Source organism: Pseudomonas entomophila (genome assembly GCF_018417595.1).
Classification (GTDB): Bacteria; Pseudomonadota; Gammaproteobacteria; order Pseudomonadales; family Pseudomonadaceae; genus Aquipseudomonas; species Aquipseudomonas entomophila_C.
In genome coordinates, this window is sequence record NZ_CP070982.1 from 3,751,229 (window position 1) to 3,775,849 (window position 24,621).

Sequence of the window (24,621 nt, forward strand, 5' to 3'; positions counted from 1 at the left end):
CTTCAGCCGCGATGCAGGCAACGCTGTGCCCAGGCCCCCGCCTCGCGGGGGATCGCGGCTGAAGCCGCTCCTACACAGGTAGTGCCAAATCAACGGATCGCGGTTTGCCAGGGATGGGAGCCCATCGCCAAGCGGTGTAGAGTACGGTCACAACAAACGCCAACAGGAGGCTGGCAATGACCGTGACGCTCTCCCCGCTGCACATCGACTGCGATTTCGACTCCGGCAACATTCTGGTCAAGGACGCCAGTAACCCCGCGCACGTCCACCTGGACATCCGCAAGGACAGCCACAGCGACCACTTCCAGTGGTTCCACTTCAAGGCCAGTGGCCTCACTCCAGGTCAAGCCCACCGTTTCAGCCTGGACAACGCCCACGCGTCCTCCTACAAGAACGCCTGGGACGGCTACCACGCCGTGGCCTCCTACGACCAGCAGAGCTGGTTCCGCGTGCCCAGCCAGTTCGACGGCAAGGCCCTGAGTTTCGAGCTCAAGGCCGAACAAGCGCAGGCCTGGTTCGCCTATTTCGAGCCCTACCCCCGCGCTCGCCACAACCAGCTGATCGAGCGCGCCACGAAGATCCCCGGCGTCGAACTGCTGGCCAGCGGGCGCAGCGTGCAGGGCCGCGACATTCCGCTGCTGCGCGCGGGCAATGGCGCGGCCGGCAAGCGCAAGCTATGGATCATCGCCCAGCAGCACCCGGGCGAGCACATGGCCGAATGGTTCATGGAGGGCGTGATCGACGCCCTTGATAAAAACGGCGCGGTCATCCAGCAACTGCTGGCCAAGGCCGACCTGTACCTGATCCCCAACATGAACCCGGATGGCGCCTTCCTCGGCCACCTGCGCACCAACTTCAAGGGCAAGGACCTCAACCGCGCCTGGCAGGACGCCAGCGTGGAGCTGAGCCCCGAGGTGTTCTTCGCCCAGAGCCAGATGAAGCTGCATGGGGTGGATGCATTCATCGATGCCCACGGCGACGAAGAGATTCCCCACGTGTTCACCGCGGCCTGTGAGGGCAACCCGGGGTACACGCCACGGATCGAGAAGCTGGAGGAGCAGTTCCGCAGCACCCTGTGCAGCCTGACGCCGGACTTCCAGACGCAATACGGCTACACCCGCGACGAACCGGGCCAGGCCAACATGACCCTGGCCTGCAATGCCGTGGGCCAGGCCCATGATTGCCTGTCGCTGACCCTGGAAATGCCGTTCAAGGACCATGACGATGCGCCGAATCCGCGCACCGGTTGGTCGGGCGAGCGGTCGAAGGCGTTGGCCGGAGCGGTGCTGGAGACGCTGCTGAAGATGGTCGATAACCTGCGCTGACACCTGAGCCGGGCACCGGCTTCGCCGGTGTTCGCGGGTAAACCCGCTCCCACAGGTTGTGTGCGATCCCTGTGAGAGCGGGTTCACCCGCGAATGCGTCAGTACGGCAATACCGGGTTGCGCCCTAGAACTGCACATCCAGGATCACGTTGTCGGTATAGGTCGCCGCCGGCGGCGTGGCCTGGTCGGTGTACACCTTGGCGTTGTAGTTGAACACCTGGCTCCCCGTGCCGGTGCCCGCCCCTGGGTTCACATCGGCATCGCTGCTCGCCCGCCGCGCCGTGGTCAGTGAGCCCCAGCGCACCGCACCAGCACTCTTGAAGATGTCATAGGCCAGATAGTTGTTGGCCGCCGACTTCATCCGCCGCCGCCCGCCCGAGACGTTCTGCCCGTCATCCAACCCCACCGTGTAGGTGCTGCCCTTGGTGCACGACAAACTGATGCTCTGGCTTACCGTACCGAACCCCGCCACCACCGGCGCGCTGCCAAAGCTGATGTTGGGCGTGGTGATCTGGCAGTCGTTGGTCACCGTGAGGCTGACCACGATGCTCTGGTTGCCGCTGCCGATATCACGCCCCAGGCAGATGTTGCCAATGCCGATGCCCGAGCAGTAGTTCCAGCTCCAGGCGATGTTCAGCGTCTCCTGGTAAACACCCGCCGCGACGTTGGCGCCGACCACGGTCTTCAGGTACAGCGGCACGGTCTTGGGCGTGGGGCCGTTGAGCAGCCCGAGGGCGTCGAGGATGCCGTTGCGGGCGAAGTCGAACTGCACGCCGCGGCTGATCGGGTAGCTGGTGGTGTTGTCGGCATAGATCGTATAGGGAATGACATCGCCGGTCGGCCCCACCAGCCCGCTGGTGGCGGAGGTGATGGTGGCGTAGAAGTGATCGGAGCTGACCAGCAGCGACACCAGCGAGCCGGTGCACTGCAACCCGGCGTTGGTGGTGGAGGCGTTCTGCACCGTGGTGCGCACCAGGGTCGAGTTGATCGAGCCGAAGGCCGCCGGGGCGGTGGCCACCGATGAACACAGCGCCCACGCGGCCCCACCAGGCAGCAGCAAAGCGCCGAACATCAGCCAGGCCTTGAATACCTTCATCGACACACCAGCGGGCCGATCAGTGGGATCGGTCCCTCCCCTTCCGGCAGGTCGAACGCCACCTGGCACTGCCCGCCGTCAGCCTTGTCCACCAGCAGGCGGTTGTGCGGCGCCAGGTTCTCCAGGTACACCAGCCCGTCCCAGCCCACCACCGCCTCGCTACCGCTCTCCTGATGCAGCACATGGCTGCCCAGCTTGAGTTCCTGCTGGTCACTGTCGACCAGCACCAGGCTCGCCGCCCGCACCTGCCTGAGCGGGAACTCCAGCAGGTAGCCGCTGCCCCGGCGCACGGCCACGCGCTGCTCCACCTGCGGCGCCAGCACATCGGCCGGCAACTCCATGGGGTCGATCTCGTACTTGCCCCGGTAATAGCCGCTGCTGTACGGCACCAGCAGGTGGCCGTTGCGATCGGTGCGACCGATCTGCTGGTTCTCGTAGCGCACCGGCACGCCGGCGTAGCCGCTGGTACTGACCACCACGAAGGCGTCGTCGATGCGGTTGGCGGCGAACAGCCCGGCATCCATCAGCACCAGCGAGCCGCTGGCGTCGGCCCAGCGGGTCATCTCGCCGCTGCTGCCGTAGACCCCGGCCTGCAACTGCACCGACTGCAGGCGCCAGGTCACGTCGGCCTGGCGATAGGCATCGCGGTTGCCGCCGGTGGCATAGCCCAGGTTGTAGCCCACCCCGCCGCCGACCGGCACGGCGCGGCTGTAGTTGACCCGCTGCAGGTCCTGGCCGTCCTTGCTGCGCTCGGCGCTGAAGGCCAGGGTGCCACGCAGGTCGAAGGGGATCACCAATTGCGCCTGCACCGCCCACTGGCTGTCGCCGACCTCGCGGTTGGCCGACAGGTACAGGCTGCTGTTGCCCCACAGCGGCTTGCTCCAGCTCAGGTTGAGCAATCGTGTGCGCGTGCCGTCGCCGGCGCGCACATCGAAATAGCCGGCGCCCAGGCTGCCGTAGCGGTCCAGGTTCACGCTCAGGGTCGCCTGCTCGCTGCGCTGGCTCAGGCGGGTGTAGGGGCTGTCGACCAACGACAGGTCGGCGTAGTCGCCGTGGCGTTGCACGCGCTGGTAGTTGAAGCCGATGCGCCGGCTGTTGTACTGGTAGCCCAGCGCCACTTGCTGGCCTGTATCGCCTTCGAAACGGCTCTGCGCCATCGCCGCGTTGAGCACGCCGAAGTTGCCCAGGCGCAGGTTGCCGCCCAGGCCGCCGAGCATCATCGACTGGGCGGTTTCGGCATGGGTTTCCAGGGTGAAGTAGTCGGAAATGCCGTGGCGCAGGCTGGCCGATGCCACGCCCGGGCCATAGCCGAAATCGCGTACGGCGTAGTCGCGGCGCAGGCTGCCGGCAGCCACCGAGAAATCTGACAAGCCCTTGGCCAGCAGGCTGCTGGTGACATAGAACGGCAAGGTGGTGGACACCTGGCGGCCAAGGGCGTCGGTGGTCACCACCACCGCCTCGCCGGCGCCGTTGATGAAGGGCACGTTGGTCAACGTATAGGGGCCCGGCTGCAGTTCGGTGGTGCTGCTTTTGTAGCCGTTGATGAACAGGTCCAGCGAGGTCGGTACCGCCGCCTCGCCGGCAAACGCGGGCAGTGGGTAGGTGACCAGGTCGGGGCGCGCGCTGAAGTCCCGCGCCAGCTGCAGCCCGCCCACGCGCACCGAAGTGGTCCAGGGCAACGCGCCGGTCACCAGGTCACCCACTTCGTAAGTGAGCAGCTGCTGGTCGTCGGTGTAGCGGAAGGTGGTGTCATAGCGCAGGAAGCCCTGGCGGCTGGTGTCCTGGGCGCCATTGAACGACTGGCGCCATTGCCCGGTGGTTGAGAAGGTGCCCCAGTCGTCGAACAGCCGTAGCTCGTTCCAGGCGGCGAGGTAGGTGCCGCCTTCATCGGTGTCATTGAGGTAGGCGTCATAGTTGAGCAAGGCACCAAAGCTGCTGCGGGCATCGCTGGCCGGGTACAGGCTGCGGTCGCCCAACTGCTGCTCGGGCAGCCACGTCGGCGGAACCTGTAGCAGCAAGCGCTGGTTCTGGCTGTCGTAGTCGCTGTGCAGGCCGGGGATCTCCTCCAGCGCCACTTCGCCATGGGGATCGCCTGGCAGCTTGATCCCGGCGGCACGCAACACCTCGCTGTCCAGGTACAGGCGCCCGGCGCGCTGCTGCACCGGCACCAGCTCAGCCTTGCCCACCTGGTTCACCAGCAGGTCGAGGTACAGCGTCGCATCGGTGATGACGGCGCTCTCGGTGGGCGGTGGCGGCAGTTCGTCGGCCACGCCCAGGCCAGGGCCCAGCACCGCCAGGCCCAGCCACAACCGCTGCGTTGCCACCCGCACCCAGCTCACACACGATGTCCAACCATTGCCGGGTCCTCCCTGGCCCCTGACAGACGTTCAACTGCGTATCACTGGCCCTGCTTGATGGCCTGCGCCGCGTCCTGGCCATTGACCCGGCCCTTGAGCACACTGGCTGCCCCGGGCGTGCTCGGGGCCGGCCAGCGCATGCTGGCGCCAGGCAGCACGTAGCCGAGCAAGCCTTCGACCAGGGGTTTGTCCTGCCCGCCCTGTTGCAACACCACATCGGTCAACCGGGCATGCACCGGCCCAGTGTTGCGCAGCTCGACATAGGGTTTGCCCTGCACGGTCACCGCACGCCAGCTCAGTTGCGGCTTGCCGACCCCTTCAGCGCTGCGCTTGCCTTCCGGGTCGGGCTTGCCCCACAGCCCTTCGCCGTAGACGAACAGCGGCACCGAGTAACGCATCTGCAAACGGATCGCCGCCTTCGGCCCGTCGCTGGCGGTGTCGGCCGGCAAGGGCGAGGGGATCTCGTCGATGATGATGCGGTAGGCCTGCTCCTGGCCGGCCGGCGAACTGCCTGTGCGGGTCAGGCGGATCAGCTGCTTCTGCCCCGGCGCGATGTTCGCCACCGGCGGGCTGCCGATGATCTCGCGCTGGTTCTGGAACTGTTCCTGATACTCGCCCTGGCGCCAGGCGAACACCCGCACCTGCAGGCTGGTCGGCGCCGAGCCGCGGTTTTCCAGCCACAGCGCGCCAGCCTTCTGCTCGGCCTCCAGCACCGGGTCGATCGGCCAGATCAGCACCGACGTGGCGGCCATGGCGGGCGCGCCGGCCAGCAGCAGCATCCCGATCAGTCCCCGCGCCAGTTTCGCGCCTGCCCCCATGCCCCTCTCCTTCTGCTCGTCGATTGCGGCGCCTGGCTCACCAGGCCACCGTCACTTGCACCACATCGGTGTAGGTCCCGGCCGGCAAGGTGCCGGTCAGGGTCGTGCGGCCGTAGACCGGCAGCTTGATCGCAGTGGGGTCGCTGTAGCTCACCGCGACGCTGCTGCCGATCCCCAGGCTCTGGGTGTAGGCCGCGTCGCGGTAGAGCTGGTAGGCCACCACCTGCGTGCCGCCGCTGCGCTTGAGGTATCGATTGCCGCTGGCGCTGTTCTGGCCACCGTCCAGGCTCATGCTCACGGCCACGCCCGGGGTGCACTGGAAGGTCACCGTCGTGCCGCCGAGCGAAGTGCTCAGCGTCGCGGTGGACAACGCCGACTGGGTGCCGAAGTCGAGCACGCCGTAGTTGGTCACCCCACCCACCACCAGGCAACCGGCGACGATCTGCGCGCTGACCTGGAACGTGCTGCTGGTCGCCGCCTGTAACACACCCGGCACGACCAGGCACAAACCGGCGTACAGCGCCCTGCCTACCATGGTTCAGAAGCTCAGCTCGACCGCCACCGTGTCGGTGTAGGTGCCCGCCGGCAGGCCGGCCTTGCCCTTGGCCTGGCCATACAGGTTGACCGTCTGCGCCACGCCCGTGCTGGTCGGCAGGGTGATGGTGCCGTCGATGGCCAGCAACTGAGTGTGCCCGGCGTCGGTGTAGAAGTCATAGGGCACGAAATTGCCCGAACCATCGGCCAGGGCCCGGGTCCCACCGGCGGACTGCGAGTCATGGGCTCCGGCACGCACCTTGATCGTCGGTACCGTGCCTGCCGAGCAGAGAATGCTCATGGCTCCACCACCGCCGCCTAGCACCTGGCCATTGGCGGTAGTGAACAGCGAGTCCTGGGTGCCGAAGTTGAGGCTGCCGAAGTTGAGCCCTGAGGTGCCGCCACTGCCATTGACCTGGCAGGCGGCGGTCAGTGTCAGGGTCGAGGTGATCGTGCCGGTCACAGTGGCGGCCTGGGCCTGGGTGGCCAGGGCCAGGCCGAGACCTGCGAGGATGCAACGGGTGAGGTGCTTGGGCATTGCGAATCTCCTTGCGTGTTACCAGTCCAGAGTCACCCTGAGGGTGTCGCGATACAGCCCGACAGGCAGGGCACGCGGCTGCGCGACCACCACGCCGTAGATCGGCACGGGCACTTGCTCGGTGTTGCTGATGGTGAAGGTGCGGGCCTGGCCGATGCCGTAGCGGCTGTTGCCTCCCGGGTCGACCGCCAGTTGATAGGGGATGAGTTCGCGGCCATTGCTCAGGCGGCGCACGCCATCGCTGCCATTGAGCCCGCCGTTGATCCGGACGCTGAAGGCGCGCACCTGGGGGGTACAACTGATCTGCAGGCTGCCCTCGGCGCCGGCCTCGTCCACGCGGCTGGTGAGCGGCTGGTCCCAGGTCGGGCCGCGCGAACCGAAGTCCATCACGCCGGGGTTGCCACCCACGGTCGGTTGCTGGCTGTTGATTTCGCAGGCGGCGCTGATCACCAGGCGCGCCTGGATGAAGCCGGTGCTGGTGCCATGGGCCACGCTGCCAGGCAGCAGCAGCGGGCCCAGTGTGAGCAGCAGGATCGAGGTGCGTTGCATCGCGTCCTTGTGCATGGGCTTCCCCTACCAGGTGACCGTGACTTTGAGCAGGTCGGCATACAGCCCGGCGCGGGGTACCCAGGCCAGGCTGTCGATCCGTGCGAAAAGAGGGAGCTCGACCGAGCCGCTGTCCGGCACCCGCGCCGATTGCGCCACATCCACCGCCAATGGCTGGCGCCAGGCGGCGTCGCGGTACAGGCGGTAGGGGATCGGCCGGGCTTTGCTGTCGTGGCTGGCCAGGTAGCGAAGTTCGCCGCCCCCGCCATGCTGGCCGCCATCGACGCGTACCTGATAAGGCGTGTCGGGGTTACATTCCAGGCGCGGTGGCCGCAGGCTCAGCAGCACCCCGCTCAAGGGCGCGCCCGAGCCGTCCAGGCGCGCGGCACTGCCCAGATCGATCCGGCCCAGGGCCTGGGCACCGGCGTCGCGCTGCTGGTTGACCAGCATGCAACCGCGCTGCACGCGGATCTGCACTTCGACGAGAAAGTCCGCCGCCATGGCACTGCCGCTCAACCACAGGCCCAACAGCCCGGCCATCCAGCGTTGCGTCACCTGTCGATCCTTGTCTGTATGGGTTGAGCTTGAGCGTAGCAGTGGGTTTGCAACCGGGCGCTCGCGCAAGCCCCCTCTTTAGCATTAATGCCAAGGCCGGATTCGCCTGAACCTCTCGGAAAAATCAGCACTTGGCGCAGCGAACCCTGCAGGAGCCTACCCCTCAAATAGTCATATACCGACAAACCGCCCAAGGTTCTGATACCTTCATGACGACCATCCTGTGCCATACGTACCCTCGTGCGTGGACGGACCCTGCCAGGAGCTACCCGTGACAACTGCCCCGATTTCGCTCGACCAGGCCATCGAACGCTGTGCCCAGGAACCTATCCAGGTACCGGGCAGCATCCAGCCCCATGGCTTTCTGCTGGTGCTGGACAACACCAGCCTGCGCATCCTCCAGGCCAGTGCAAACACCGAATGCTGGCTCGGCGTGCCGGCCCTGGAACTGCCGGGCCAGGCATTCGACGAACTGGTCAGCGACGGCTTCGACCTGCGTCGCCATCTGACGTCCCTGCCGCAAGACGAGATATTTCCCTTCCACATCGGCGATGTCCGCCTGCGCGAAGGCGCCCCCTGCCAGACGCCGCTGCGGGTACTGGCCCACCGCCACGACCAGGTGCTGATCCTCGAGTTCGAGCCCTTCCGTGGCTCGGCCAAAGGCGACTACTACCCCCTGGTGCGGGCCTTCGTCAGCACCCTGCACCAGGCCACCAGTATCGAGGACTTGCTGCAGCAGTCGGTACGCCAGATCAAGCGCATCACCGGCTTCGGCCGGGTCAAGGCCTACCGCTTCGACACCGAAGGCAATGGCACGGTGCTCGCCGAAGACGCCGACCCTGGCTATCCCCAATACCTGGGGCTGTGTTTCCCCGCCTCCGACATCCCGCGCCAGGCCCGCGAGCTGTACCGCATCAACCGCATCCGGGTGATCGAGGATGCCAACTACCAGGCCTCGCCGCTGGTACCCGCCGCCAACCCGCGCACCGGCAAGGCCCTGGACATGAGTTTCGCCTCGCTGCGCAGCGTGTCCCCGGTGCACCTGCAGTACATGCGCAACATGGGCACCCTGGCGTCGATGTCGCTGTCGATCGTGGTCGACGGCAAGCTCTGGGGCCTGCTGTCGTGCCACCATGACCAGCCGCGCGCCGTGGATTTCCAGACCCGCACCGCCTGCGAACTGCTGGCCAATGTGCTGTCGTTGCAGATCGAGGCCCACGAGGCCCACAACAGCACGCGCTTGCTGCTCGACCTGCGCCAGCGCATCGTGCGCATGCTCTCGTCGATGGCCGACCATGACAGTGTCGGCGACGGCCTGCTCGCCCTGCCCGAAGTGATGCTGCAGTTCGCCGGCGCCACGGGCGCGGCGATCATCAGCGCCGAACGTTGCGACCTGATCGGCCACACGCCACCGGCGGCGCAGGTCAATGCCCTGGTGCACTGGCTGGCCCAACGCAGCGAAGACCTGGTGTTCCACACCGACAACGTGCGGCGTGACATCGATGTGCTGCCGGAGCTGGGCGAGCATGCCGCGGGGGTGCTGGCCGTGGCCATCTCGCAGCTCCACTCGCACTACCTGCTGTGGTTCCGCCCGGAGCAGGCGCGCACGGTGGACTGGGCCGGGCGCCCCGAAAAACAGGCCGGCCCGCTGGGCAACCTCAATCCGCGCCACAGCTTCGAGCGCTGGCAGGAGCACGTCCGTGGTTTCAGTGCCGCCTGGCACCCACTGACCCTTGAAGGCGTGCTGGAGCTGCGCGGCGCGGTACTTGGAATCGTCCTGCGCAAGGCCGAGGAGCTGGCTCAACTGGCCGGCGAGCTGAAGCGCTCGAACAAGGAGCTCGAAGCGTTCTCCTACAGCGTGTCCCACGACCTGCGCGCGCCGCTGCGGCATATCGCCGGGTACAGCGAGCTGCTCGGCGAGATCGAGGGCGAGCACCTGAGCGAACGTGGCAAGCGCTTCCTCGGGCATATCGGGGAAGCCGCGCAGTTCGCTGGCACCCTGGTGGACAACCTGCTCAATTTCTCGCAGATGGGCCGCTCGGCGCTGCGCTTGTCGGATGTCGACCTCAACACCCTGGTCGACACCATCCGCGCGGAAATGGCCCCCGATTACGCCGGGCGGACGATTCTCTGGGACATAGCGACACTGCCCAAGGTGATTGCCGACCCGGCCTTCATCAACATGGTCCTGCACAACCTGATCGCCAATGCCGTCAAGTACAGCCGCGACCGTGCCCCGGCGCGCATCGAGGTGGGCGCCGTGGAGCACCGGCACGAGGTCGAGGTATACGTGCGCGACAACGGCGTGGGCTTCGACATGGCCTATGTCGACAAGCTGTTCGGCGTGTTCCAGCGCTTGCACCGCATGGAGGAGTTCGAGGGCACCGGCATCGGTCTGGCCAGTGTGCGGCGCATCATCGAACGCCATGACGGCCGCGTCTGGGCGCGGGGCAGCCTGGGCCAGGGTGCCAGCTTCCACTTCACCCTCCCCCGCCACCCGAAAACTGCCTGAGGCCGCTGCCCATCATGCTCAAGCCCATCCTGCTGGTCGAAGACAACCCCCGGGACCTGGAACTGACCTTGCTGGCCCTGGAGCGCAGCCAACTGGCCAACGAAGTCGTCGTCGTGCGCGACGGTGCCGACGCTCTGGACTACCTGCTGCGGCGCAACGCCTTCGCCGAGCGCGACGACGGCAACCCGGCGGTCATGCTGCTGGACCTGAAGCTGCCCAAGGTCGATGGCCTGGAGGTGCTCAAGGCGGTGCGCGCCACCGCCGAACTGCGCAGCATACCGGTGGTCATGCTGACCTCCTCGCGCGAAGGGCCGGACCTGCAGCGCGCCTATGAGCTGGGCGTCAACGCCTATGTGGTCAAGCCGGTGGAGTTCAAGGAGTTCGTCGCCGCGATTTCCGACCTGGGCATGTTCTGGGCCGTGCTCAACGAACCGCCGCCCGGCTCGTTGCGCCTGAATCGCCGTGGCGAAAACTGAGGCTCGCACGATGCAACACACGCCACTGAAACTGCTGATGGTCGAAGACAGCTCCATGGATGCGGAGCTGATCCTGATGCGCCTGGAACGCAGCGGCCTCCAGGTGCAGTCGCGGCTGGTGTTCGACCATGTCGGCGCCGAGCACGCCCTGCGCGCGGGCACCTTCGACCTGATCCTGTGCGACTGTGTACTGCCGGGCTCCTCGGGCGCCGAGGTACTGGCCATCGCCCAGCGCATCGCGCCGGATACACCGTTCATCTTCCTCTCCGGCATCTACGGTGAAGAGCACGCGGTGGAGATGATCCGCCTGGGGGCCACCGACTATGTGCTGAAGAAGAACCTGCCGCTGCTGCCCAAGGCCGTGCGCCGGGCCCTTACCGAAGTGCAGGAGCGCCAGCGTCGGCGCCGCGCCGAAGAAGCCCTCGCCGAAATGGAGGCCCGTGCGCGCATCGCCATCGACGCCGCCGGCATGGGCAGTTGGGACTACAGCCCACAGGACGGCCGCATGCAGTGGGATGTGCGCTGCAAGACCCTGTTCGGCCTGCCCGCCGACACCGAGATGAACCTCGAGGTGTTCTACGCCGGCATCCATCCCGATGACCTGCCCAGGGTGCGCGACGCCGTCGAACAGGCCATGCGCGAGGACAGCGGCGGTCATTACCGGGTCGAGTTCCGCATCGCCCCGGCCGGTTGCCTGGAGCCACGCTGGTTGCTCTCCAGCGGTCAGACCCAGTTCGTCGATGGCCTGTGCGTGCGGTTCTCCGGCGTGTTGCAGGACATCCACCAGCAACGCCAGGCCACGCGCGCCCTGGAACAGCTCAATGAAATACTCGGCGAGCGGGTCGAACGCCGCACCCGCGAGCGTGATCGCGCCTGGGAACTGTCCCAGGACCTGCTGGCGGTGCTCAACAAAGACCTCACGCCCGTGGCGTTGAACCCGGCCTGGGAGGCGAGCCTTGGCTTCACCCGCGAGCGCCTGGGGCAAATCTCGCTGCTTCAATTGCTGCCAGAAGCCGACCAGTTGGCCTTTCTCGCCGAGATCGGCGCCCTGTCCGAGGGCCGCACCAGCGCGCGCTTCGTCGGTCGCATCCTGCATGCCGGCGGCCAGCCGCGCTGGCTGTCGTGGGTGGTGGTGCCGGACGACAGCCTGCTGTATGTGGTGGCCCGGGATATCTCCAGCGAACGCGAGGCGGCGCTGGAACTGGCCAAGGCCAACACCCGCCTGCGCGAACAGATCGACGAGCGCGAACGCATCGAGGCGGCACTGCAGCAAATGCAGCGCCTGGAAGCGGTCGGCCAGCTCACCGCCGGGGTGGCCCATGACTTCAACAACCTGCTGACGGTCATCCTCACCGGCGCCAGCTTCCTCAAGAGCGATCTGGACAAGGGCCTGCTGGACAAGGCCCACGGCCGCCTGAAGCATATCCGCGAAGCCGGCGAGCGTGGCGCCAAGCTCACCGCGCAGCTGTTGGCGTTTTCCCGTAAGCAACGCCTGGAGCCGGTGCCACTGAACCTCAATCGCACCCTCGACGGGCTTGAGGAACTGCTGCGCCGCACCCTGGGCGGCAATGTTTCAGTGCGCCTGGACCTGGATGCCAACCTTTGGTTCGCCCTCACCGACCCGACCCAGACCGAGATGATCATCCTCAACCTGGCGATCAATGCCCGCGACGCCATGCCCAACGGTGGCCAGCTGACCCTGGCCACCCGCAACACCCGGGTCAGCGCCCGCCCGCAGCGCCCGGAAGACCCGGAGCCCGGCGAATATGTAATGCTGACCATCCGCGATACCGGCTGTGGCATGAGCGAGGACGTGGCGGCCAAGGTCTTCGAACCGTTCTTCACCACCAAGGATATTGGCAAGGGTTCGGGCCTGGGCCTGGCCCAGGTGTTCGGCTTTGCCAAGCAATCCGGTGGAGGGGTGCGTATCGACACCGCGCCCGGCCGCGGCACCCAGGTCAGTGTGTACCTGCCCTCGGTCAGGGCCCAGGTCGACCACGCCACGCCGGACCTGGACAAGGCTCGGCCGCTCTCCAGCAGCGGCCACCAGCGCATCCTGCTGGTGGATGACGACCACCTGGTGCGCGAGATGATTGGTGATGTGCTGCGCCGATATGGTTATCAGGTACGCCAGGCCCACAGCGGTGAACAAGCCCTGGCACTGCTCGATGAGACCACCGACCTGCTGCTGACCGATTTCGCCATGCCCGGGTTCAATGGCGCGCAACTGGCACAGGCGGCACGTGAACGCTACCCTCGGCTGCCCGTGGTATTTCTGACCGGCTATGCCGAACTCGATGGCCAGGAACTGCCGAGCAGCCTGGTGATCCAGAAACCCGTGCACGAGCAGGTGCTGGCCCTGGCATTGGCCGAGATGCTGGAAAACCGGGAGGCAGAATGAAAAAAATCGCCATCAGGCGATTTTTATGTGCTTTGAAAGCAGAGAAATATGGCAGGGGCGGCTGGATTCGAACCAACGCATGGCAGGATCAAAACCTGCTGCCTTACCGCTTGGCGACGCCCCTGTATCGGATGTGACAAGCGCTTGATGCACTGCCAATCTGACCATTCACCGCAAGCTCCGTGTGTTGCTGTGCGGGAATGGCCGGCACTTTAACAACCTTTTTCCAAGGTGGGAAGCATTATTTTAAAAAAATTCGCAGAAAAACAGCAGGTTAGTCGCCGGCACCCGATTTTGCGGTGATGGTTTCAAGCGACAGGTGATGCCGCACATGCACGAACATCGGCTATTGAATGCACCCACAACGACCAGCCCCCCCCCCCGAAGCCCACCGCCCGCGGATATCCCTTCCGCAGGCGGCTCTCAAGTGAGCTTCACGGCCAGAACAAATCACCCGCTATTGATGGCTGACCCAATACACCGCCGTGACCACCACCAGCACGATCAGACACAGGATCGCCCAGGCATCGACACTGCTGTCAGCTTTGCGGACCTTGCTTGAATTTCCCATTGCATTACCTCTTGTAGTGGTTATGGGAATGCACTTCGCAAGCAGCAGTTAAGTCCAGCAATGCCCTTCACTCAAGCAGGGTCTTTCAGTAGTCGACGGGTGACATGAGGAAGGGATAGCGAAAATCCGCTGTCCGTCCTTCGGCGCTGTAACGGTGAAAGTCGATACCGTGACCGTCCTGGTCCAACAGCCTCAACCAGCGCCGGGCCTTGTCCGCGTCGATCAGTTGCAGCGACGGCACCTGGTGCTCCTGCTGCCCATCGCGATCCGCCGCCAGGCCCAACGCGTCATCATGCAACATCACCATGGCCCAACCGCCCATGGTGAAATGCCCGCCCATCAACACCCCCAGGCGCCCATCGATACGCGCCCGCAAAGCCTCGGGCGAGCTGTTGACCGCGCTGAACACCACATCACGCCCCGGCATCCGGCCCGCCGCCTCGAACGCCCGCATGGCACCGAACGCCATCTCGTCGTTGGCCGACCACACCAATTGCGTGCCTGGGTAGCGCTCCAGCAGCATCTGCGCCTGCTCGAAGGCGCGCTGGCGACTCCAGCCGCCGTACACCACCTGGCGCAGGCGTACCTGGGGGTAGTCGGCCAGCGCCCGGCGCATGCCCAGTTCGCGCAACTGCGAGGCGGGCGTGGTCTTCACGCCGGCGAACGCCAGCAAGTCGACCGGGCCATCAACAGGTGGCAACTGCGCGACCATCGCCTTGAGCATCTGATAGCCGGCCTCCTCATCGTTGCTGACGAGGGTGCCGAGAATCCGCGGGTACTTCTCCGGCTGGGCCTGGATGCTGCGCAACTGGTCCTCGGTCAGGCCATTGTTGACCAGGAACAGCTTCACCCCTGTGCCACGGGAAAGACGGATGACCTCCGGCGCCACGTACTGTTCATTGACCAGCACCAGGTAGTCGGGGCGTTGCGGCCCCTGCAGCACCGCACGGGCCAGGGTCAGCGTGCGGTCGGCACTGCGTTCGCTGTACTGCACGCGCAGCGCCATCCCCAAGTCCTTGGCGGCGGCCTGCATGAAACGCGAATAGTCGACCCAGAACGTTTCGTTGGAATAGCCCGGGTTGAGAAACACCACCGAGGCAGCCTGCGCGCCGGCTGCCAGCGGCAGGCTCAGGCACAGGCCCTGGCACAAGGCCTTGAGCATGCGGTTACATCCCTGCGAAACAAACCTCGGATTATAGCCAGATGGCGTGCCAGAGCGGGCAAATGCCAGTCAGTCTCACTTAGTCCAAATGGTTCTTTTCATATGCAAAAACATCACTTTAGCGCATAAACCCACTCTGCTATCGTTCCTCGGCTCCGACCCGGAGTGCGCGGCCGTGCGCGCGATTAGCTGCATGCAGCCTGAGACAGGACTTATATGTACGTATACGACGAGTACGATCAGCGGATCATCGAGGACCGCGTCAAGCAGTTCCGTGATCAGACCCGCCGCTACCTGGCCGGTGAGCTGAGCGAAGAAGAATTCCGCCCTCTGCGCCTGCAGAACGGCCTGTATATCCAACGTTTCGCGCCGATGCTGCGTGTCGCCGTGCCCTATGGCCAGCTGAACGCCCGCCAGACCCGCATGCTGGCGAAGATCGCCCGCGACTACGACAAGGGTTACGCGCACATCAGCACCCGCCAGAATGTGCAGTACAACTGGCCGGCGCTGGAAGACATCCCGGAAATCCTGGCTGAGCTGGCCACCGTGCAGATGCACGCGATCCAGACCAGCGGCAACTGCCTGCGCAACGTCACCACCGACCAGTTCGCCGGTGTCGCCGCCGACGAGCTGGTCGACCCGCGCCCCTGGTGCGAAATCGTGCGCCAGTGGACCACCTTCCACCCGGAATTCGCCTACCTGCCGCGCAAGTTCAAGATTGCCGTAAACGGTTCCAGCGACGACCGCGCCGCCATCGAAGTGCACGACATCGGCCTGGAGCCGGTGCGCAACGCAGCCGGTGAACTGGGCTTCCGCGTGCTGGTCGGCGGCGGCCTGGGTCGTACTCCGGTGATCGGTTCGTTCATCAACGAGTTCCTGCCCTGGCAGGACCTGCTCAGCTACCTGGACGCCATCCTGCGCGTGTACAACCGTTACGGCCGCCGTGACAACAAGTACAAGGCGCGGATCAAGATCCTGGTCAAGGCGCTCACTCCGGAAGTGTTCGCCGAGAAGGTCGAGGCCGAGATGGCCCACCTGCGCGGCGGCAGCACCACCCTGACCGAAGCGGAAGTCGAGCGCGTGGCACGCCACTTCATCGACCCCGACTACCTGGCCCTGGACAACGTCGACTACGGCGCGCTGGACCAGGAGCACCCAGGCTTCGCCCGCTGGCGCTCGCGCAACACCCGCGCCCACAAGAAGCCGGGCTACGTCGCCGTCACCCTGTCGCTCAAGCCCACTGGCGTCGCCCCAGGCGACCTGACCGACAAGCAGCTCGATGCCGTCGCGGACTTCGCCGAACGCTACAGCTTCGGTTTCCTGCGCACCTCCCACGAGCAGAACATCATCCTCGCCGACGTCGAGCAGCGCCAGCTGCACGCCCTCTGGCTGGAACTGCGCGAGCAAGGCTTCGCCACCCCGAACATCGGCCTGCTGACCGACATCATCTGCTGCCCGGGCGGTGATTTCTGCTCCCTGGCCAACGCCAAGTCGATCCCGATCGCCGAATCCATCCAGCGCCGCTTCGACGACCTGGACTACCTGTTCGACATCGGCGAGCTCGACCTGAACATTTCCGGCTGCATGAACGCCTGCGGCCACCACCACGTCGGCCACATCGGCATCCTTGGCGTGGACAAGAAGGGCGAGGAGTTCTACCAGGTCTCGCTGGGCGGCAATGCCGCCCGCGACGCGAGCCTGGGCAAGATCCTCGGCCCGTCCTTCGCCCAGGACGCCATGGCCGACGTGATCGAGAAACTGATCAGCGTGTACGTCGAGCAGCGCACCGAAGACGAGCGCTTCATCGACACCTACCAGCGGATCGGCATCGACCCCTTCAAGGAACGCGTCTATGCAGCGAATCATTAAGAACAACCAGATCGTCGACGAAACCTGGCACCTGCTGCCCAAGGACGTGTCGATCGACGAGCTGACCAATTGCGACGACTACATCGTGCCGCTGCAACTGTGGCGCGACCACCCGAGCCTGCTCAAGGCCCGCGACGGCGGCCTGGGCATCTGGCTGGACAGCGACGAGGAGGCCGAGGAAATCGGCGAAGAGGTCGAGCACTTCCAGGTCATCGCCCTGAACTTCCCGGCATTCACCGACGGGCGCAACTACTCCAACGCGCGCCTGCTGCGTGACCGCTACAAGTTCAAGGGCGAGCTGCGCGCCATTGGCGACGTGCTGCGCGACCAGCTGTTCTACATGGCCCGTTGCGGTTTCGACGCCTTCGCCATCCGCGCCGACAAGAACCCTGAAGACGCGCTGCAAAGCCTGAAGGACTTCTCGGTCACCTATCAAGGCGCCACCGACGAACCGCTGCCGCTGTTCCGTCGACGCTGACCCTCGCACTGGGGCTGCCACGCGGCCCCAGTCACTCGCTCTGCATCGCAAAAAATATCTGAGCTTCTGCTCAGGTTTGCTAATGGCACGCCGATATCAAGGCGTACTCATTAACTCCGCAAGGAAAGCGATGATGAGCCCGATCACATCCGCACTGCGCCTCACCCCCGTGTACAACGCGCCCCCTGCCCTGCAGAGCCTCGATGCCCGCCAGGCCGCTGCGGCCGCCAGCATCCCCGGCACCCAGGTCATCCTTGGCCAGGACACGCGCATTCCCGACTCGCAGACCTACTCCTCCCGGGGCACACTGGGTAACGCCCAGCCCCGCTACGTGTGGGAACAGGACGGCATCGACAAACTGAGCATGCACATGCTCGGCAGCATCAAGGGCACCGGCACCGCCGCGCGCTTCCAGGGCCTGGGCGCCGCCCTGATGGAACAACTGGTGGCCAAGGGTGGGCAACGCGTCTCGCAATCGGCGCTGCAGGTCGGCGAGAACAGCGAAATCGCCCCCAGCCTGCTGGCCCTGCAGCAGTCCAGGCTGCGCGAACACGCCAGCAACAGCATCACCCTCAACCTCACCACCGCCTCCGGCGCCACCGTGAAGCTCGGGTTGTACAACGGTGAACAAGGCCTGGCCGTGGACGCCGACGTCCAGAATGGCACACTCAGCGCCGCAGAACTCAAGGGCCTGGCTACTCTGGCGAATGGTTTCCAGTCGGCCATCAACGGCCTGACCCAGGAGACGCCAAGCCTGCAACTGGGCGCCCTGCTCAAGCTCGACCCGACCCTGTTCACCGGCTTGCAGATGAACGCCAGCCTGCAGACCGCCAGCGGCGACCTGCAGACCTTCGACCTGAGCCTGGACGGCTCGACCCGCAACCTCAAGCTGCAAGGCCCGAGCGGCCAGATCCAGCTTGACCTGGACACCCAGGGTGGCGTGGTGCTGGGCAACTCGCAGCAACGCCAGGCCGCGGTAGGCAACTACCTGAGCCAGTTCGACGCGGCCCAGGCGCGCGGCAAGGGCGACGCCCAGCTGATGACCCTGTTCAAGGACGCCTTCAGCCAACTCAACAGCGTGGACGACAGCAGCCCGCGCCCGGCCGGCCATGATGATGCGATCAACCGCTACAGCCGCTCGTTGCTCAGCGGCCTGGCCGACTTCAATGCCTCGATCAGCCAGACCAGCCAGCGCCTGAACTCGCACCGCCCTGATGAGGAAGACCGCTTCAGTTACCAGGCATCGCAGGCCACCACGACCAACGGCGGCGGCCTCACCCTCGACGTGAAGCAGCATCAGCAGGCCAAGCTCGACGCCGCCTGGCACACCACACTGTCGTCGTCGGCCAAGCTCGACCAGGGCCTCGACCCCAACAACTACCGCTATCACATGCTCAGCGAGCAAGCCAGCGCCAGCACCCACGTCGGCTTCGTCAACGGCGCCCTGAGCGAAGCCAGCGCCACCCAGGAAGCCAGCAGCACCCATCGGGTGATGACCTACCAGAACGGCGAGCTCAAGTCAGATGTCAGCACGCCACAGTCGGTGCGCAAGTCCCGCGACCTGATGGACATGCTCAACCAGCTGCTCAAGCAGGACAAAGAGGCACGTCGCATCGGCGTCCAGTCGAACCTCGACCAACAGCTGGCCGCGAACAGCCATCAATGGTTGTTGCAGACCGATCCGTCGAAGATCGCTGATTGATCCGCGCCCGTTCGCTTTGTAGGAGCGGCTTCAGCCGCGATGACCCGCGAAGCGGGTGCCAGGCACCGCGTTGCCTGCATCGCGGTTAAAGCTCCTACAGCAAAGGCACATAGATGTCCGTCTGCCACTGCTCGAGCGGCGTCTGCGGGTAGATGCTCAGGTAATGGAAAAACAGCGGATGATCCCGCAGTTCCTCGCCACTCCCCGGCAACCAGTCGCGGTAGAGCGGGTAGATCGTCTCGCCGATATGATCGGGCGACCCCACATGGCGCACCACCGCGCAGCGTCCACCGGGCAGGCTCAACGTGTGCACGCCTTCGTCGTTGGGCTGCAGTGCCTCGAACAACTCACCACAGACAGCGAAGCGAAAGTCCTCGGGCGCGGTGGTATCGGGATTGTTGTAGGGGATACCGAAACTGCGGCTCGTGGCCACCGGCGACTGCCCGCTGCGCTTGCGCCATTCGATGAAGCGGCCCACGGTCTCGCTGACCTGGCCAGGTGGGCCGCGATGCTCGAGCGCGGCCAGCCGAACTTCGGTGAAATCGACGATTCGTACCTGCATGGTGATGCTCCTGGAAAAATGAGGAATGTCGAACACCGTATTCCAGCGTTGCCAGTCGGGTTGGCGCCGGAACGTGCTGGGCGCCTGGCCGAAGGCGCGCCGGAAGGCCCGGCTGAACGCCTCGGGGCTTTCGAAGCCGGCGCCCATGGCCGCGTCGAGCACACTGTAGTCCGCCTGGCAGACCAGCCGGTGGGCGGCGCGGCGCAGGCGCATCAACTGCACATAGCGAGCGACCGGCACCCCCACGTAGGCGCTGAACTGCCGGTGGAAGTGGAACGCCGAGAAATGCGCCACTGCACTCAAGGCGCCGACAGACAGGTCGCCTTCGAGGTTGCCCTCGATATAGGCGAGCACCGCGTCGAAGCGCTTCTGGTACAGCGCAGGGGTGGGCAGGTCGAGCACCGGGCAGACTCCTGAAATACGGTAGGCCGTAGCATCATCGATACAGGCCCGATCATACCTAGCCGCGTTTGCTCAAGGCTCCTACAGACGAAACGTAGCGCCCATTGCCTGCTTTTGATTCACAAGCCACCCAACCATTGCTGACTCATAGTCAAAAGACCTTAACTCGGAGGCGTCTTAATCAATCCCGCCGAAACCTGCAGACTGCACCCACTCGATCAGCTGGCGCAGCACCGCGCAAGACCGATCTCCCACCGTCCACCAGGAGCAGCCCCATGAGCATTCCATCCTTCGGCCTTGGCACCTTCCGCCTCACCGGCCAGGCCGTCATCGACTCGGTCAAGTCCGCGCTCGAACTGGGCTACCGCGTCATCGACACCGCACAGATCTACAAGAATGAAACTGAAGTCGGCCAGGCCATCGCCGAAAGCGGCGTACCACGTGAAGAACTGTTCATCACCACCAAGATCTGGGTCGAAAACTACGCCGCCGACAAACTCGTGCCCAGCCTGCGTGACAGCCTGGCCAAGCTGCGCACCGACCATGTCGACCTGCTGCTGATCCACTGGCCGGCACCTGGCAACGGTGTCGAACTCACTGAATACATGAAGGCGTTGGCCGAGGCCAAGGCGCTGGGCCTGACCCGGCAGATCGGCGTCTCCAACTTCAACATCGAACTGACCCGTCAGGCCATCGCGGTGGTCGGTCAGGGCGAGATCGCCACCAACCAGGTCGAGCTCAGCCCCTACCTGCAGAACAGCAAGCTGACCGCGTTCCTCAAGGAACAAGGCATCAGCACCACCTCCTACATGACCCTGGCCTACGGCAAGGTGCTGAAGGACCCGGTGCTGGCCGAGATCGCCGCCAAGCACAAGGCCACCGTCGCCCAGGTGGCACTGGCCTGGGCGCTGCAGCTGGGCTATGCGGTGATTCCGTCGTCGACCAAGCGCGAGAACCTGGCCAGCAACCTGCTCGCCCGCAGCCTGCGCCTGGACGCCGACGACATGGCCCGCATCGCCACGCTCGAGCGCAACGGCCGCGAAGTCAGCCCGGATGGCCTGGCGCCGATCTGGGACTGACCTGAACAATCTAGCCGCCCTGCCAGGGCGGCTTCGCCTTCATCACGCAACACGGAGCTCCCGATGAGCACGCTTTCCCCCAAACGGGTCCTGTTTGCCCTGGCCATCGGTGCCTTCGGCATCGGCACCACCGAATTCACCCCCATGGGCCTGCTGCCGGTCATCGCCGAGGGCGTCGACGCCAGCATCCCCAGCGCCGGCATGCTGATCACCGCCTACGCCATCGGCGTGATGGTCGGCGCGCCGATCATGACCCTGCTGTTCAGCCGCTTCGGCAAGCGCGCCGCGCTGATGATGCTGATGGGCATCTTCACCGTCGGCAACCTGCTGTCGGCCCTGGCGCCGGACTACTACACCCTGCTCGCCTCGCGCCTGATCACCAGCCTCAACCATGGTGCCTTCTTCGGCCTGGGCGCGGTGGTCGCCGCCAGTGTCGTGCCCAAGGATAAGCAGGCCAGTGCCGTGGCCACCATGTTCATGGGCCTGACCATCGCCAACATCGGCGGCGTGCCCGCGGCTACCTGGCTTGGCCAGCAGGTCGGCTGGCGCATGGCCTTCGCCGGCACCGCCGTGCTGGGCGTGCTGGCCATCGCCGCGCTGTGGTACGCCCTGCCCAAGGGCGAGCGCGGCAGTGTGCCCCATGTGCGCAAGGAGCTCGCCGTGATCGCCCGCCCCAACGTGCTGCTGGCCATGGCCACCACGGTGCTGGGGGCTGGTGCGATGTTCACCCTGTACACCTACGTCGCCCCGGTGCTGGCCGACCTGACCGGCGCTTCCGACGCCTTCGTCACCCTCGGCCTGGTGCTGATCGGCGTGGGCTTCACCCTCGGTAACAGCCTGGGTGGCAAGCTGGCGGACTGGTCGCTGGATGGTGCCGCGCGGATCTTCCTCGGTGCCCTGGCGGTCATCATGCTGCTGATGCCGCTGGTGCTCGGCAGCCATGTCGGCGCGGCCATCGCGCTGCTGGTGTGGGGCATGTTCACCTTCGCCGTGGTGCCACCACTGCAGATGCGGGTAATGATTGCCGCCGCCGAAGCGCCGGGCCTGGCGTCCTCGATCAACGTCGGTGCGTTCAACCTGGGTAACGCGGTGGGTGCCGCGCTGGGCGGCGCGGTGATCAGCCTGGACCTGGGTTATGCCGCGGTACCCATGGCCGGTGGCCTGCTGGCGGCCGGTGGGTTGCTGCTGGTGTGGCTGGGGGGGCGCAGCAAGGTGGTCGACAAGGTTGCGCTCAGAAACGCCACCCCACATTGACCATCCCCGCTGCGGCGCCGAGCACGACGAACTCGGCGCCCAGCGGCCCCCAATGGGTGCCGAACGACGGGATGATCACCGGCGCGACGCCCAGGTGATTGAGCGGGATCTTGTCCTGGTAATCGCCCCGGTAACCCTGCAACAGCCCGCCACTGACCTTGACATAGACCGGATAGCGCTCGTGTTCCCAGACCTTGCCCAGGTAGGCGTAGTTCGAGCGCTGGTAGAACGAGTTCTTGAAGGTGGCGGCGCCCCACAGCACCCCATCGCCGTAGACGCGCTCTACGCCGATCAGCTCCTGGTGGTTGTTGTGCTCGGGGTCGTGGGACCAATGACGGGTGTAGGCGCTGGTCTGGACATACCAGTACCCGTCCTCGCGCTGACTGTCGGCGGCGGCGGCCAACGGCACCGCGCACAGCACGATGGCGCTGATTGAGACCCTGATCATGCTTCACCACTTCCTGGACAATCTTGTGACTCTAGCCGTGTATCGGCGAAACGCCAGCGCTACAGGCAGCGTTTCGCGAAGCGCAATTATGAAGTGCCAGGGTCACGCATTCTCAGTGCGCATCGGCAAGCGTAGCCTCGCTTCCTGTCAGGCCACTTCCCCGGCCCCTCACCAAGGAGCAGCACCATGTCCCGCCCGCCACTGCCCCCCTTCACCCGCGAAACCGCCATCGAGAAAGTCCGCCTCGCCGAAGATGGCTGGAACAGCCGCGATGCCGCCAAGGTCGCCCTGGCCTATACCACCGATACCCACTGGCGCAACCGCGCCGAGTTCTGCAACAACCGCGATGAGGCACAGGCCTTCCTCACCCGCAAATGGAACCGCGAGCTGGAATACCGCCTGATCAAGGAACTCTGGGCCTTCACCGACAACCGCATCGCCGTGCGCTACGCCTACGAGTACCGCGACGACAGCGGCCAGTGGTACCGCGCCTACGGCAACGAGAACTGGGAGTTCGCCGAAGACGGCCTGATGCGCAACCGCCATGCCAGCATCAACGAACAACCCATCAGCGAGGCCGAGCGCAAGTTCCACTGGCCGCTGGGACGGCGGCCGGACGATCATCCTGGGTTGAGTGAATTCGGCTTCTGAACCCGGTAATGGGGCTGCCTGGCAGCCCCGTTCAGCGCATAGGAGAGGGACTACGCAAAACCGGGAAAAGCTGAACATGAGGCTGTGCCAGACTCAGCCGCAATCCACTTCAGGAACAACACCCATGCCCCCTCTTGATGTCATCCGCCCCGGTCAGCGCTATGATGCCTCCCATGTACGCAACAGCCCCCCTGTTGCCCGGAGGTATTCCTTCATGGTCGCAAAAGCAAGAAAGCTCTCCGAGCAAGCCCTCGACGCCCTGGAACGACAAGTGCCGCGCCACGCCAGCGAGGCCACCCACTCCGCCTATCTACGTGCGCTGCAGGCCAACCAGCAAGGTGTGCTGTGCATCGACGAAGGCGAGCTGGTGCGCGTCGCCGCCGACGGCGCCAGGACCGTGCTCGACAAGGCCCGGCCACGGCGCAAGGTCAAGGTCGGCGAGGTGATCACCGTGCGCAAGGTCGATGATGGCACGACTGACGAGCGTGCCTAGGCTAAGGGTGTTCGCAGGCCCCAACGGCTCCGGCAAAAGCACCATCAAGGCCGACTTGCCGGCGGCGCTGACGCGCCTCTTCGTCAATGCTGACGACCTGGAACAAGAGGCGAAGTCCACCGGGTTCATCGACCTGGCACCTTTCGACGTCGCCACCAGCCTGCCGGAACTGCTCAGGTTCCATACCGAGCACTATCTCATCCAAACCAAGCAGTTGACCGACCAGGCCGAGCAACTCACGCTCCTCGGCAGCAAGGTCGACTACCGGGCCGTGCGAGTAGACTCGTACTTCGCCTCGGTGATCGCGGACTTCATCCGCCAACACTTGCTGGATACAAACCAGAGCTTCACCTTCGAAAGCGTCATGTCACACCCAAGCAAGATCGAATTCATGCGCCAGGCCCAGGCACGGGGCTATCGCACCTACCTCTACTTCGTCTCCACCGAAAACCCGCAGATCAACATCGAGCGAGTGGCCATTCGCGTACGCGCCGGAGGGCACCCGGTCAGGGACGACCTGGTGCGCAGCCGCTACGACCGCTCGCTGGACCTGTTGCCGGACGCCATCGCGGCCAGCCACCGTGCCTACGTGTTCGACAATTCCGGCCAATGCGCAGTATGGCTGGCGGAAATCACCGCAGGCACACAGCTGGAGTTTCGCAACGAAGAAGTCCCTGACTGGTTCTTCGAGTCTTATGTGGATCAGGTGGAGCCTTGAGCGGGATTCGACACCCGTGCGCCCCCAACACGATCCATTCCAGGCCGATCCGATTTAAGGCAGCAAACTGCTTG

General features: G+C 65.3%; 22 protein-coding genes and 1 tRNA gene. 12 read left to right on the forward strand and 11 right to left on the reverse strand.

Annotation, left to right across the window (positions count from 1 at the left end; all coding sequences use genetic code 11):
- The first annotated feature begins 176 nt into the window (after positions 1–176).
- Positions 177–1,325 carry a M14 family metallopeptidase gene (locus JYG34_RS16240; protein ID WP_213657415.1) on the forward strand — a complete coding sequence of 383 codons (1,149 nt, stop codon included), beginning with the start codon at positions 177–179 and terminating at the stop codon, positions 1,323–1,325.
- A gap of 124 nt (positions 1,326–1,449) precedes the next feature.
- Here the strand turns inward: JYG34_RS16240 and JYG34_RS16245 are convergent, their stop codons facing one another.
- The 7 genes from JYG34_RS16245 to JYG34_RS16275 form a co-directional block, all read right to left on the reverse strand.
- A complete protein-coding gene (locus JYG34_RS16245) occupies positions 1,450–2,421 on the reverse strand; it encodes a Csu type fimbrial protein (protein WP_213657416.1) in 972 nt (323 codons plus the stop codon).
- A complete protein-coding gene (locus JYG34_RS16250) occupies positions 2,418–4,751 on the reverse strand; it encodes a fimbria/pilus outer membrane usher protein (RefSeq protein ID WP_213661205.1) in 2,334 nt (777 codons plus the stop codon). Before JYG34_RS16250 ends, JYG34_RS16245 begins: the two co-directional genes overlap by 4 nt.
- Before the next feature lie 68 nt (positions 4,752–4,819).
- The gene (locus JYG34_RS16255) at positions 4,820–5,596 is read right to left on the reverse strand and encodes a fimbrial biogenesis chaperone (protein WP_213657417.1); all 777 of its coding nucleotides are present in this window, start codon (positions 5,594–5,596) and stop codon (positions 4,820–4,822) included.
- 37 nt (positions 5,597–5,633) lie between these two features.
- On the reverse strand, positions 5,634–6,131 hold the full coding sequence (locus JYG34_RS16260; protein WP_213657418.1) for a Csu type fimbrial protein: 498 nt from the start codon (positions 6,129–6,131) through the stop codon (positions 5,634–5,636).
- Positions 6,132–6,134: 3 nt separating this feature from the next.
- Entirely contained in the window at positions 6,135–6,668 is a 534-nt protein-coding gene (locus JYG34_RS16265) for a Csu type fimbrial protein (protein WP_213657419.1), read from the reverse strand.
- 18 nt (positions 6,669–6,686) lie between these two features.
- On the reverse strand, positions 6,687–7,217 hold the full coding sequence (locus tag JYG34_RS16270; protein ID WP_213661206.1) for a Csu type fimbrial protein: 531 nt from the start codon (positions 7,215–7,217) through the stop codon (positions 6,687–6,689).
- A 24-nt stretch (positions 7,218–7,241) separates the two neighbouring features.
- Complete coding sequence (locus JYG34_RS16275) at positions 7,242–7,769, reverse strand: Csu type fimbrial protein (RefSeq protein WP_213657420.1); 528 nt, start codon at positions 7,767–7,769, stop codon at positions 7,242–7,244.
- Positions 7,770–8,040: 271 nt separating this feature from the next.
- Here JYG34_RS16275 and JYG34_RS16280 point away from each other — a divergent pair, with 271 nt between their 5' ends.
- From JYG34_RS16280 to JYG34_RS16290, 3 genes are read left to right on the forward strand one after another with little or no spacing between them, the layout of a single operon-like run.
- On the forward strand, positions 8,041–10,281 hold the full coding sequence (locus tag JYG34_RS16280; RefSeq protein ID WP_213657421.1) for an ATP-binding protein: 2,241 nt from the start codon (positions 8,041–8,043) through the stop codon (positions 10,279–10,281).
- A 14-nt stretch (positions 10,282–10,295) separates the two neighbouring features.
- A complete protein-coding gene (locus JYG34_RS16285) occupies positions 10,296–10,757 on the forward strand; it encodes a response regulator (protein WP_213657422.1) in 462 nt (153 codons plus the stop codon).
- A 10-nt stretch (positions 10,758–10,767) separates the two neighbouring features.
- Positions 10,768–13,158, forward strand: coding sequence for a hybrid sensor histidine kinase/response regulator (locus JYG34_RS16290; RefSeq protein WP_213657423.1), 2,391 nt, complete (start codon positions 10,768–10,770; stop codon positions 13,156–13,158).
- Between the two features lie 49 nt (positions 13,159–13,207).
- Here JYG34_RS16290 and JYG34_RS16295 read toward each other — a convergent pair.
- Positions 13,208–13,282 (reverse strand) — tRNA-Gln (locus JYG34_RS16295).
- Positions 13,283–13,814: 532 nt separating this feature from the next.
- On the reverse strand, positions 13,815–14,891 hold the full coding sequence (locus tag JYG34_RS16300; protein WP_213657424.1) for an ABC transporter substrate-binding protein: 1,077 nt from the start codon (positions 14,889–14,891) through the stop codon (positions 13,815–13,817).
- A 216-nt stretch (positions 14,892–15,107) separates the two neighbouring features.
- Here JYG34_RS16300 and JYG34_RS16305 point away from each other — a divergent pair, with 216 nt between their 5' ends.
- The 3 genes from JYG34_RS16305 (at position 15,108) to JYG34_RS16315 (ending at position 18,940) form a co-directional block, all read left to right on the forward strand.
- Positions 15,108–16,760: a nitrite/sulfite reductase gene (locus tag JYG34_RS16305; protein ID WP_213657425.1), complete on the forward strand. Its 1,653-nt coding sequence runs from the start codon at positions 15,108–15,110 to the stop codon at positions 16,758–16,760.
- Positions 16,744–17,238 (forward strand): DUF934 domain-containing protein, encoded by a 495-nt coding sequence (locus JYG34_RS16310; RefSeq protein WP_213657426.1) that lies wholly within the window; start codon positions 16,744–16,746, stop codon positions 17,236–17,238. The genes JYG34_RS16305 and JYG34_RS16310 overlap by 17 nt, the downstream gene beginning before the upstream one ends.
- A 133-nt stretch (positions 17,239–17,371) precedes the next feature.
- A complete protein-coding gene (locus JYG34_RS16315) occupies positions 17,372–18,940 on the forward strand; it encodes a hypothetical protein (RefSeq protein WP_213657427.1) in 1,569 nt (522 codons plus the stop codon).
- 94 nt (positions 18,941–19,034) lie between these two features.
- Here JYG34_RS16315 and JYG34_RS16320 read toward each other — a convergent pair whose 3' ends face one another.
- Positions 19,035–19,904: an AraC family transcriptional regulator gene (locus tag JYG34_RS16320; protein WP_434011127.1), complete on the reverse strand. Its 870-nt coding sequence runs from the start codon at positions 19,902–19,904 to the stop codon at positions 19,035–19,037.
- Between the two features lie 275 nt (positions 19,905–20,179).
- On the opposite strand from JYG34_RS16320, the gene dkgB reads away from it, so the two are divergent.
- The gene (dkgB, locus tag JYG34_RS16325) at positions 20,180–20,983 is read left to right on the forward strand and encodes a 2,5-didehydrogluconate reductase DkgB (protein WP_213657428.1); all 804 of its coding nucleotides are present in this window, start codon (positions 20,180–20,182) and stop codon (positions 20,981–20,983) included.
- Between the two features lie 63 nt (positions 20,984–21,046).
- Positions 21,047–22,237, forward strand: coding sequence for an MFS transporter (locus JYG34_RS16330; RefSeq protein ID WP_213657429.1), 1,191 nt, complete (start codon positions 21,047–21,049; stop codon positions 22,235–22,237).
- On the opposite strand, the gene JYG34_RS16335 is transcribed toward JYG34_RS16330, so the two are convergent.
- The gene (locus tag JYG34_RS16335; RefSeq protein WP_213657430.1) at positions 22,215–22,685 is read right to left on the reverse strand and encodes a sn-glycerol-3-phosphate transporter; all 471 of its coding nucleotides are present in this window, start codon (positions 22,683–22,685) and stop codon (positions 22,215–22,217) included. The two genes, JYG34_RS16330 and JYG34_RS16335, sit on opposite strands and share 23 nt — an antisense overlap.
- Positions 22,686–22,871: 186 nt before the next feature.
- Here JYG34_RS16335 and JYG34_RS16340 point away from each other — a divergent pair, with 186 nt between their 5' ends.
- The 3 genes from JYG34_RS16340 to JYG34_RS16350 all read left to right on the forward strand — a co-directional run bounded on the left by JYG34_RS16340 (position 22,872) and on the right by JYG34_RS16350 (position 24,547).
- Positions 22,872–23,336 (forward strand): DUF1348 family protein, encoded by a 465-nt coding sequence (locus JYG34_RS16340; RefSeq protein ID WP_213657431.1) that lies wholly within the window; start codon positions 22,872–22,874, stop codon positions 23,334–23,336.
- Positions 23,337–23,550: 214 nt separating this feature from the next.
- Entirely contained in the window at positions 23,551–23,829 is a 279-nt protein-coding gene (locus JYG34_RS16345; RefSeq protein ID WP_213657432.1) for a hypothetical protein, read from the forward strand.
- Complete coding sequence (locus JYG34_RS16350; RefSeq protein ID WP_213657433.1) at positions 23,804–24,547, forward strand: zeta toxin family protein; 744 nt, start codon at positions 23,804–23,806, stop codon at positions 24,545–24,547. Before JYG34_RS16345 ends, JYG34_RS16350 begins: the two co-directional genes overlap by 26 nt.
- Positions 24,548–24,621: the final 74 nt, after the last annotated feature.